At 68.2% G+C, this 10,399-nt stretch carries 10 protein-coding genes; all 10 read right to left on the bottom strand.

The window, feature by feature from the left end; all coding sequences use genetic code 11:
- The coding region (locus tag ACLQ62_RS10300; protein WP_411721544.1) for an acyl-CoA thioesterase at nucleotides 1-649 on the bottom strand (649 nt) is incomplete at its 3' end.
- Nucleotides 650-775: 126 nt separating this feature from the next.
- Nucleotides 776-1,891 carry a bifunctional 2-methylcitrate synthase/citrate synthase gene (locus ACLQ62_RS10295; protein ID WP_411721543.1) on the bottom strand — a complete coding sequence of 372 codons (1,116 nt, stop codon included), beginning with the start codon at nucleotides 1,889-1,891 and terminating at the stop codon, nucleotides 776-778.
- Nucleotides 1,892-1,985: 94 nt separating this feature from the next.
- Nucleotides 1,986-2,885: a methylisocitrate lyase gene (prpB, locus tag ACLQ62_RS10290; protein ID WP_411721542.1), complete on the bottom strand. Its 900-nt coding sequence runs from the start codon at nucleotides 2,883-2,885 to the stop codon at nucleotides 1,986-1,988.
- A complete protein-coding gene (locus ACLQ62_RS10285) occupies nucleotides 2,886-4,409 on the bottom strand; it encodes an MmgE/PrpD family protein (RefSeq protein WP_411721541.1) in 1,524 nt (507 codons plus the stop codon). It lies immediately after the preceding gene.
- Nucleotides 4,406-5,074 carry a GntR family transcriptional regulator gene (locus ACLQ62_RS10280; protein WP_411721540.1) on the bottom strand — a complete coding sequence of 223 codons (669 nt, stop codon included), beginning with the start codon at nucleotides 5,072-5,074 and terminating at the stop codon, nucleotides 4,406-4,408. The genes ACLQ62_RS10285 and ACLQ62_RS10280 overlap by 4 nt, the downstream gene beginning before the upstream one ends.
- 93 nt (nucleotides 5,075-5,167) lie before the next feature.
- A complete protein-coding gene (locus ACLQ62_RS10275) occupies nucleotides 5,168-6,202 on the bottom strand; it encodes an enoyl-CoA hydratase/isomerase family protein (protein ID WP_411721539.1) in 1,035 nt (344 codons plus the stop codon).
- Between the two features lie 122 nt (nucleotides 6,203-6,324).
- Complete coding sequence (locus ACLQ62_RS10270) at nucleotides 6,325-7,152, bottom strand: SDR family oxidoreductase (RefSeq protein ID WP_411721538.1); 828 nt, start codon at nucleotides 7,150-7,152, stop codon at nucleotides 6,325-6,327.
- Nucleotides 7,153-7,280: 128 nt separating this feature from the next.
- A complete protein-coding gene (locus ACLQ62_RS10265) occupies nucleotides 7,281-8,051 on the bottom strand; it encodes an enoyl-CoA hydratase/isomerase family protein (protein WP_411721537.1) in 771 nt (256 codons plus the stop codon).
- A 114-nt stretch (nucleotides 8,052-8,165) separates the two neighbouring features.
- Complete coding sequence (locus ACLQ62_RS10260; protein WP_411721536.1) at nucleotides 8,166-8,930, bottom strand: 3-hydroxyacyl-CoA dehydrogenase; 765 nt, start codon at nucleotides 8,928-8,930, stop codon at nucleotides 8,166-8,168.
- Between the two features lie 249 nt (nucleotides 8,931-9,179).
- Complete coding sequence (locus ACLQ62_RS10255; RefSeq protein WP_411721545.1) at nucleotides 9,180-10,373, bottom strand: thiolase family protein; 1,194 nt, start codon at nucleotides 10,371-10,373, stop codon at nucleotides 9,180-9,182.
- Nucleotides 10,374-10,399: the final 26 nt, after the last annotated feature.

The following is a 10,399-nucleotide window of genomic DNA, read 5'->3' as shown; positions in this document are numbered from 1 at the left end:
GGTCGGGCGCCCATGGGCGCCGGTGCGCGATCCCGTCGACCGCCTCCTGTGGGGACAGCGCGCCTCCGCGCGGGTCGCCCGGCCCCGCACCCGGCCACTCGCTCGGCGCCGGCACGGAGGTCGACGGCAGCGCAACATCCATGCCCCAGCGCACCTGCCACTCCGGCAACCGCAGATCCGGCGGAACCGTGCCGATCGCGTCGATGAGCTCGTCGACCGAGACGGTTCCGCCGCGCTTCTTGAGGAACCGGGCGCGAATCACGGCCTGGGCGTAGATGTCACCGTCCACGACGATGCGCTGCTCGACGAAGACCGCCTTCTCGTCGTAGCCGGACACCCGGGTCTCGACGACGAACCTCTGCCACAGCGTCAGCGACTTGCGGAACGTGATCGTTTCGGAGACGACGACCGGGTACCAGCCGCGACCCGTGAGGATGTCCCAGATGCCGTTGCGGATGAGCAGGTCGAACCGGCCGAGGTCGAGCACCGACAGGTAGACGCCGTTGTTCATGTGGTGGTTGAGGTCGAGGTCTGTCGGCAGGGTGCGCATCGGGAGCCGGCCGACGTCGTAGTGCCCGAGCGGGGTGCCCCGCCGCCCGGCCCGCGGTGCGCGCCAGAACAGAAGCAGGGTGCGGAAGATCATGTGCATCCACGGATGCTACGCGGTTCCCGGCGGCGAGGCATCCGCGCTGTAGAGGAAGGACAAGGCGTGGCGATCGAGGCCGGGCGGGCTCTGCACCCAGCCCACAACATCGGCGGGACCGGGCGTTTCGTGTCAGGCGGGCAGGTGCCGTTCGTCTGGCCCGTTGTAGGCGGACAGCGGGCGGATGAGCGCGTTCGACGCCGCTTGCTCCATGATGTGCGCGGTCCAGCCGACGACCCGCGACGCGACGAACAGCGGCGTGAAGGTCAGGGTGTCGAAACCCATCAGGTGGTACGCGGGGCCGGACGGGTAGTCCAGATTGGGCTTGATGTTCTTGCGCGACGCCATCGCCTGTTCGAGCGTCTGGTACAGCTCGAGCATGTCCGGCCGGTCGTAGTGTTCGGCGAGGGTGTCGAGGGCGGCCTTCATCGTGGGCACGCGCGAGTCACCGTTCTTGTACACCCGGTGCCCGAAGCCCATGATCTTGCGCTTGTTGGCAAGGGCGTCCTCGAGCCACGCCTCGGCCTTGTCTGCGGTGCCGATCTCGTCGAAGGTGTGCATGACGGCTTCGTTCGCTCCACCGTGCAGGGCACCCTTGAGCGCGCCGATGCCGCCGACGACGGCGGAGTACAGGTCGCTGAGCGTCGACGTGATGACACGGGCGGTGAAGGTCGACGCGTTGAAGGAGTGCTCGGCGTAGAGGATCATCGACACGGTGAACGCGTCGACGACGACCGGATCCGGCACTTCACCGAAGGTCATCCAGAGAAAGTTTTCGGAGTAGTTCAGGTCGTCGCGCGGTTCGACGAGCTCCTCCCCACGGCGGCGGCGTTGGTCGTAGGCGACGATCGCCGGAAGCTGGGCGTAGAGCCTGGCGGCCTTGTTGAGGCTCGACTCGACGGTGGCCAGGTCGGCGTCCGGGTCAGAGGCGCCGATCGCGCTGACGGCCGTACGCACGACATCCATCGGATGCGCGGTCGTCGGGATGAGGTCGATGAGGGCCTTCACATTGTCGCCGAGCGCACGCTGGCCGCGTTCGACATCCTCGAAGGCCTTCAACTCGGCATCCGTCGGCAGCTCGCCGTACCAGAGCAGGTAGGCAACCTGCTCGAAACGGCAGCTGGCAGCGAGTTCCTGCACCGGGTAACCGCGATAGAGCAGGGAATTGGACTCCGGGTTGACCTTGGACACCGCGGTGTAGTCGACGACGACGCCCGCGAGGCCCTTTTTGATGTCGGTTTCTGTCATTCCGTGCTCCTTTTGCTCCGTGCGGGCGCTGGGTCTCAGTCCACCCTATGTACTGGCGGGTCCACCGCCTATGACGGTTTGCCCGGCGAGCTGCTTACTTTGCGACGGTGAAGTTGAACACCGACGTGTCGAAGTGGTTGTACGCCTCGTAGTCGAGAAGTTCGTACAGGTCTGCCCGGTGCTGCATCTCACCAAGCTTCGACGTGAGCGCCCCTTCTTCAGTGATTGTGTCGAGTGCGCGCCCGGCGGCGCCCATCGCGATGCGCAGAAGCGACACCGGCCAGATGACGATGTTGATCCCGACGGCGGCAAGCTGGGCTGTCGTGAACAGCTCGCTCTTGCCAAACTCGGTCATGTTGGCGAGGACCGGCACGTCGACTGCTGTGCGGATCGCCTCGAACTCGCGGAGGTCGCGCATCGCCTCGGGGAAGATGGCGTCCGCGCCGGCGTCGACGAGTTTCTTCGCCCGGTCGACGGCGGCATCGAGACCATCGACGGCGCGGATGTCGGTGCGCGCCATGATCAGGAAGTTGTCGTCACGGCGTGCATCGGCGGCAGCGCGGATGCGTTTCAGAGCCGTCGATTCGTCGACGACCTGCTTGCCGTCGAGGTGGCCGCAGCGCTTGGGGTTGACCTGGTCTTCGATGTGCATGCCGGCCAGCCCGGCATCCTCCAGCTCCTGGATGGTTCGGGCGACGTTCATCGGTTCGCCGAATCCGGTATCGGCGTCGACGAGCGCCGGGAGTTCCGTCATCCGGGCGATCTGTTTTGCCCGGCCGGCCACCTCGGTGAGCGTCGTGAGGCCGATGTCAGGCAAACCCAGGTCTGCGCTGAGAACAGCGCCAGAGATGTAGACGCCGTCGAAGCCCTTCTGCTCGATCAGCCGGGCCGACAGCGGGTTGAACGCGCCGGGGAAGCGGAGCAGTTCGCCGCTGGAGAGCCGTTCGCGGAAGATCCGCCTTTTGTCCTCGGGTGTGGTCGTTGAATACAACATTCAGAACAGTCCTTTCGGCGATGGCACCGAGGTGAGGACCCCGGCCGCGGCCTGGATGGTGAGTCCGCTGAGCTCCTCGGCGGTGAGTTCGGGCAGGCGCTGGACGAGGTCGAGGAATCGCTCGATCTCCTCCGGCTCGACAACGTCAGCGGCGAGCGTGCGGAATTTCGCGACATAGTCCTCGCGGGCGAAGGGCCGCGCGCCGAGCGGGTGGGCGTCAGCGACGGCGATCTCATCGACGATCGTCGAACCATCCGTGAGAACGATTTCGACACGGCCGCCGAACGCCTTCTCTGCGGGATCGAGCGAGTGGTACCGGCGGGTCCATTCCTCGTCCTCCTGGGTGGTGACCCGGTTCCACAGGGCGACGGTGTCCTCCCGGCCGGCGCGCGCCGGAGAGTAGGAGTCGACATGGTGCCAGCGCCCGTCCTGCAGGGCAACGGTGAAGATGTACGGGATCGAGTGGTCGAGCGTCTCGCGCGACGCCGTCGGGTCGTACTTCTGCGGGTCGTTCGCGCCCGAGCCGATCACGTAGTGGGTGTGGTGCGAGGTGTGGATCACGATGGAATCAATCGCGCCGGGTTCAAGCAGAGCCGGATGCTCCGAGTGCAGCTTGCGGGCGAGGTCGATCCAGGCCTGAGCCTGGTACTCGGCCGAGTGTTCCTTGGTGTAGCTGTCGAGGATGGCGAGTTTGGGTTCGCCCTGCTCCGGCAGCGGCACGTCGTATGAGGCATCCGGCCCGTCGAGCAGCCAGGCGAGTACGCCGTCTTCGCCCTCGTAGATCGGTTCCGGCGAGGTCTGGCCGCGCATCGCGCGGTCGACGGCCTCGACCGCCATTTTGCCGGCGAAGGCGGGAGCGTGAGCTTTCCAGGTGGAAATCTGGCCCTTGCGGGATTGGCGGGTAGCGGTCGTGGTGTGGAGCGCCTGGCCGACGGCCTGGAAGATCGTCTCGACGTCGAGACCCAGCAGGGTGCCGATGCCCGCGGCGGCGGATGGACCGAGGTGGGCGACGTGGTCGATCTTGTGCTTGTGCAGGCTGATCGCCTTGACCAGGTCGATCTGGATCTCGTAGCCGGTGGCGATGCCACGCACGAGGTCGCGTCCGGTCGCTCCGACGTGCTGGGCGACAGCGACGATCGGCGGGATGTTGTCGCCCGGGTGGGAGTACTCGGCGGCGAGGAACGTGTCGTGATAGTCAAGCTCACGCACTGCCACGCCGTTCGCCCAGGCCGCCCATTCCGGGCTGACGCGGCGGGCGGCATCCGGCCCGAACACGGTCGACCCGTTGCCGCCGGTGGTCACCGGGTGGGCGAGCGCCTGCGACCGGGCCGAGACGACGGGCGCGCGCGTGAGGGATGCCGCGGCGACGGCCGCGTTGTCGATCACCCGGTTGATGATCATGTCGGTGACCTCGGCGGAGACCTCGACCGGGTCTGCGGCGACCTCGGCGATCGCCCACGCGAGCTGACCGGCGCGCTCGAGGTTCTCGTCACTTCGGTGGACCCTCAGGTGATGGCTCTTCATGGTGTTCCCTTCGTGGAGGACGTGACGACGCCCGCGGCAGTGCCGGTGGCGTCGAGGAGGTTGGCGAGACTCTTGCGCAGGTGCACAGCAGTGGCCTGGGCGGCAAGCATCTCGTCACGGTCGAGGATGGCCTGGACGATGAGCAGGTGCTCAGACACCGACTCGGCGAGGCGGGCTGGGTTGTCTTGCGCGAGCCGGCGGATCCGGGCGAGGTGGTTGCGGAGGCCAGCGAGCGAGGCGAGGAGGAATGGGTTGGCGACGGCGTCGTCGATCGCGGCGTCGAGGCGAGCGACGAGGTCGTAATAGCCGCTCGCGCCGTCGGTGAGGGCCGCCGGGGCGGCGAGGAAGTCCTCGCGCAGCTGCTCGAAGGTTTGCGTGTTGCGACGACGGGCTGCCAGGCGCGCCGCCTGGGTTTCCAGCGCCTCGCGGAGTTCGAACAGTTCCGGCAGGTTGGCCGGTGACACGTCGGTGACGACGCCGGCCCGGCCGCGTTGGGTGTCGATCAGCCCTTCGGCTGCCAGGCGGGTGATGGCTTCGCGGAGTGGGGTTCGGGAGATGCCGAGGCGCTCCGACTGCTCGGTTTCGCCGAGCACCGTGCCGGGGGCCAGCCGCCACTGGAGGATGTCCTCCTTGAGGGCGGCGTAGGCCCGATCACTTGCTCGCACGCACTCAGCATACGCGGCGAAGACCCTTGGGTATACCCAGCGCACGAGAATGAGAGAATTACCGCCTCTTCGGCGCCTCTCCGTATACCGGCGTCAGTGCCGCGGCGGGTGGTGGTTGAGCGCGACGTCCGCTACGTTCGCCGGAACAGCCGCCAGGGTCGACGGCATCCACCGCGGTTTGCGGTCCTTGTCGATCACCTGCGCGCGGATGCCTTCGGCCCAGTCGGGCTGGTCGGCCAGCCACGAGGACACCCGGTATTCCTGCGCGAGCGACGCCCGGAGGGTACCGAGTCCGCGAGCCGTGCGCACGGCGGCGAGCGCCACGGTCAGGGCGAGCGGTGACAGCCGGGTGAGGGCGTCGGCTGCGACCCTGGCGTCGCGGTTCGACTCGGCGCCGAGACGCTCGATGATGTCCGCGACGCTCTCAGCCGAATAGCACCGGTCGATCCAGTCCCTGTGCGCTACCAGTTCTGACGGCGGCGGGGTCTCATCGAACAGGAGAATGATCTCGGCCGGGGAGCCCGGGTCAGCCCGCTCGCCGAGTGCCTGGTAGAGGTGCGGGAGCCGCTCTGAGGGCACGTAATAGTCCGCGAAACCGCACGCGAGAGCATCCGATGGGGTCATCGTCGCCGCATTGAGCGCCAGGTAGGTGCCGAGCTCGCCCGGCGCGCGGGCGAGGAGGTGGGTGCCGCCGACATCGGGGCTGAATCCGATGCGGGTTTCGGGCATGGCGACACGGCTCTTCTCGGTGACGATGCGGATGCTCGCGTGGGCGGACGCGCCGACGCCTCCACCCATGGTGATTCCGTCCATGATCGAGAGAAACGGTTTGGGGTACTCGTCGATGATGGCGCACAGCTCGTACTCGTCGTGCCAGAAGTGCCGGGTGAGATCGTTGCGACCGGCGAGGGCGTTGGCGTGCAGGGCACGGATGTCGCCGCCGGCGCTGAGGCCGCGGTCGCCGGCACCGTCGAGGACGACGAGGGAGACTTCAGGGTCGGTGCGCCACCGGGCGAGGGCGTTCCGGATGCCGAGAACCATCGCGTGGTTGATGGCGTTGAGAGCGTCGGGGCGGTTCAGGGTGAGGCGGCCGACGCCGTCGGCGACACTCGTCAGCAGTTCACCCACTCCCGCTCCTTCCCGGTCGGTTCGAGCCTAGACCCGTGACATCACCCGTTCCGGACCTGGTCATCCGGTACCCCGGGTGATCCCGTCCGCACCGGGTGATCTGGCGCGGAGGAACCTTGCGGCTACAGGAAGATGTCGGGGAACAGGTCCTTCTCGGCGACACCCGGGGCGTACTGCGAGAAGTCGGTGACCCCGGCGGCGATCAGCACGTCCTCGACAATGAGGGACTGGCCCGTGTACTCGCGTGACGGTTTCGTCAGGACCTGCCAGGCGGCATCCGCGTAAATCTCCGGCGTGCGGCTCCGGGCGAGCAGCGCCTCCCCGCCGAGGATGTTGCCGACCGCGGCGGTCTTGATCGTCGTGCGCGGCCAGAGCGTGTTGGCGGCGATGCCGTCGCGGGCGAATTCGGCGGCGAATCCGAGGGTGGCCAGCGACATGCCGTACTTCGCAAGGGTGTAGCCGGTGTGGGCGCCGAGCCACTTCGGGTCGAGGTTGATCGGCGGGCTGAGCGAGAGGATGTGGGCGTTTTCTGACTCCTTGAGGTGCGGGATCGCCGCTCGGGACAGCATGAAGGTGCCGCGCAGGTTGACGTCCTGCATGAGGTCGAACCGCTTCGGGTCGAGGTCGAGGGTGCGAGCCAGGCTGATCACGCTGGCGTTGTTGACGACGATGTCGATGCCGCCGAACGCTGACACCGCCTGCGTGACGGCGTTGGCGATGTCCTCGTCGTTCCGCACGTCGCCGACGACGGCGAGCGCCTGCCCGCCCGCCTCGTGGATGGCCTCAGCGGCGGTGTGGATCGTACCCTCGAGCCGCGGGTCCGGGGTGTCGGTCTTGGCGAGCAGCACGACGTTGGCGCCGTCGCTGGCGGCACGGAGCGCGATGGCGAGGCCGATGCCGCGGCTGCCGCCCGACATGAGGAGGGTCTTTCCGGCGAGTGAAGCGGTCATGGGGTCACTTTCGTTGGAGAGGCGGAGAGGGCGGATGCCGCGGGCTCAATTCATCCGTTGCGGACGAATTCACGCGGCGTAGCGGGTGTTCTGGTCCGGGGTGGGTGTTCTGGCGGCCGCGGCGGATGTCAGCGGCGGGCCGAGCGGGCGAGGAACGCGCCGATCCGCGCCCGCGCGTCGGCGGTTTCGAAGGCCGCGCCGATGGTGCGGGCCTCATCGTCGAGTGCGGTGGCGTAGTCGCGACCGACCCCGCCGCGGAGGAGCCGCTTGGCCTCTCCGAATGCCGCGGTTGCGCCGGACAGCCAGCCGGCGGCGATCTCGCGGGCGCGAGCATCCGTCTCGCCGTCGGCGACGACCTCGGACACGAGACCCCAGTCCAGCGCTTCGTCGGCGTCGAGCGACCGGCTCGTCAGGGTGAGCTGAAGGGCACGGCGCATGCCGACCGCCTCGGGCAGCAGCGTCGACACTCCGCAATCGGGGGTGAGGCCGATGTCGGCGTATTTCGAGACGAACTTCGCTGACTTCGCGGCGACGATGTAGTCGGCCACGAGCATGAAGCCCAGCCCGCCGCCGGCGACCGCGCCGTTCACCGCCGCGACAATGGGCTTCGGCATCGCCGACAGTGTCCGGTGGCCCTCGTGGATGATGTCGGCGAAGTCGCCGATCGAGCTCACGCTCCCGCCCATGGCTGACATCTCGGCGACGTCTCCCCCGGCACAGAAGGCGGGGCCGACCGCATCGAAGAGCACAGCTCCGACATCCGAACGCTCAGCCACCTCCGCGGTGATGTCCCGCCAGGCCTGGGCGGCCTCGGCGTTGATCGCGTTGAGGCGCTGGGGTCGGTTGAGGGTGATCCGGGCGAGTCCGTTGTCGACGGTGAGAAGGATGCTGTCGGTCATGCGGTCACTTTCGGTGCAAGGGGGGTGGGAAAAAAGGACGGGATCACACGTTGCGGACGGGATCACTCGGTGCGCGGGGTGATCCCGACCGGAACGAGTGTTTTCGCCGGAGCGCTACTTGGGCGCCATCCGGATGGCACCGTCGAGACGGATCGTTTCGCCGTTCAGGTAGGGGTTGTCGACGATGTGCTGCACGAGCGCCGCGTACTCGTTCGGGCGGCCGAGCCGCGACGGGAACGGCACCTGTTCGCCGAGCGAATCCTGGGCGGCCTGCGGCAGCCCCTTGAGCATCGGGGTCTCCATGATGCCGGGGGCGATGGTGTTGACACGGATGCCGTAGCGCGCGAACTCCCGCGCGAGCGGCAGCGTCATCGCGTGCACGCCGCCCTTCGACGCCGCGTATGCGGGCTGCCCGATCTGCCCGTCGAACGCAGCAACGGATGCCGTGTTGATGATCACGCCACGTTCGCCGTCGGCGTCCGGTTCGACCTCGACCATCGCCGCAGCGGCGAGGCGCACCACGTTGAACGTGCCGATCAGGTTGATTTCGAGAACCCGGGTGAAGGTCGCGAGGGGCAGCGTGCCATCCCTGCCGAGGATCTTCCCCGGGGTTGCAACGCCCGCGCAATTGACCACGATCCGGAGTGGTGCAAGCGCGACCGCCGCGTCGACCGCCGCCTGCACCTCCTCCTCATTCGACACGTCGGCGGGAACGAACCGGGCGTTCCCGCCCAGCCGCGCCGCGGCATCCGCACCGGCAGACGAGGGCAGGTCCACGATCACGACCGAGACCCCGGACGCAGCCAGGCGGGTGGCGGTGGCGTTGCCGAGCCCCGAGGCGCCGCCGGTGATGACGGCGGATGCTTCGTCAAGCTTCATTGCTGGTTCCTCACAGTGCTGGGCTGGGGTGCTGAGCGGGTGTGCTGCGAGCCTAGGGGGCGGCTGGCCGGCGCTCCACTCCCGTTGTCGGCGGCGGCTGTTCCCGCCGCCGTTGCCGTGCGGCGTTGTTGTGCCCGATCTACAACGCCGGGTGCGATGCCCGACAGGATCACCCGAGCACATCCGTGTGATTTCTCCTGCTGAGCGTCGCGGCGCGACCGATTCTCCTGTCGGCGTGCGCCTGGGCGCTCAGATCCTCTCGAGAATCGTGGCGTTGGCCATGCCGCCGCCCTCACACATGGTCTGAAGCCCGTATCGCCCGCCGCCGGTGCGGAGGGTGTTGACGAGGGTGGCGAGCAGCCGGGTGCCGGAGGCGCCGAGCGGGTGGCCGAGCGCGATCGCCCCGCCCCACGGGTTGAGCCGGGTCGCATCGACGTCGAATTCACGCTGCCAGGCGAGCGGCACGGAGGCGAATGCCTCGTTCACCTCGAAGACGTCGATCTCGTCGACCCGGATGCCGGTGCGGTCGAGCACCCGCCTCGTGGCGGGAAGGATGCCGGTGAGCATCTCGATCGGGTCGCTGCCCACCTGGGCGAAGCCCACGAATCGCGCGAGCGGGGTCAGCCCCAGCTCCTCAGCCTTTTCTTCGCTCATGATGAGAGCCGCTGAGGCGCCGTCGGTGAGCGGCGAGGAGTTGCCCGCGGTGATGTCCCAGCCGATCTCAGGAAAGCGCTCGGCGTACTCGTCGGTGCGGAACGCCGGTGAGAGTCCCGCGAGGGCGTCTGCGGTGGTGCCGCGCCGAACCGTCTCGTCGACGTCGAACCGTGTGCTGCTCCCGTCCGCCGCGGTCACGGTGATCGGCACGACCTCGGTCATGAACAGACCCCGGTCGATGGCGGAGGCAGCCCGCGCGTGGGATCCGGCGGCGTACGCGTCGAGCTCCGCCCGGCTGATTCCCCAGCGCGAGGCGATGAGTTCGGCGGAGATGCCCTGATGGACAAGCCCGTCCGGGTAGCGCTCCCGCAGCATGGGACCGGAGGCGTCCTCACCGAGTGTGGCGTAGCCGATCGGCTGGCGGCTCATCTGTTCGACTCCGCACGCGATGACGCAGTCGTTCGTTCCGCTGAGGATCGACTGGGCGGCGAACTGGGCCGCCTGCTGGCTCGACCCGCACTGCCGGTCGATCGTCGTCCCCGGCACGCTCTCCGGGAACCCGGCGGCGAGCACCGCGTTGCGGGCGATGTTCACCGACTGGCGCCCGGCCTGGGTGACACAGCCGGCGATGACGTCGTCGATCAGCGCAGGGTCGATGCCGGCTCGCTCCATCAGCTGCTGGAGGGTCTGCGCCAGCAGGTCGACCGGGTGGATATCGCTCAGCCCGCCGCCCGGTTTACCGCGCCCTGATGCGGTGCGAATGGCGTCGATGATGACGGCGCGTGACATGGTGCTCCGATCGGTCGGTTCTGTTC

Source organism: Mycetocola sp., assembly GCF_046716805.1.
Taxonomy (GTDB): domain Bacteria; phylum Actinomycetota; class Actinomycetes; order Actinomycetales; family Microbacteriaceae; genus Mycetocola_A.
The sequence above is the reverse complement of the archived record's forward strand: the minus strand, read 5'-3'. Positions and strand labels throughout refer to the sequence as shown.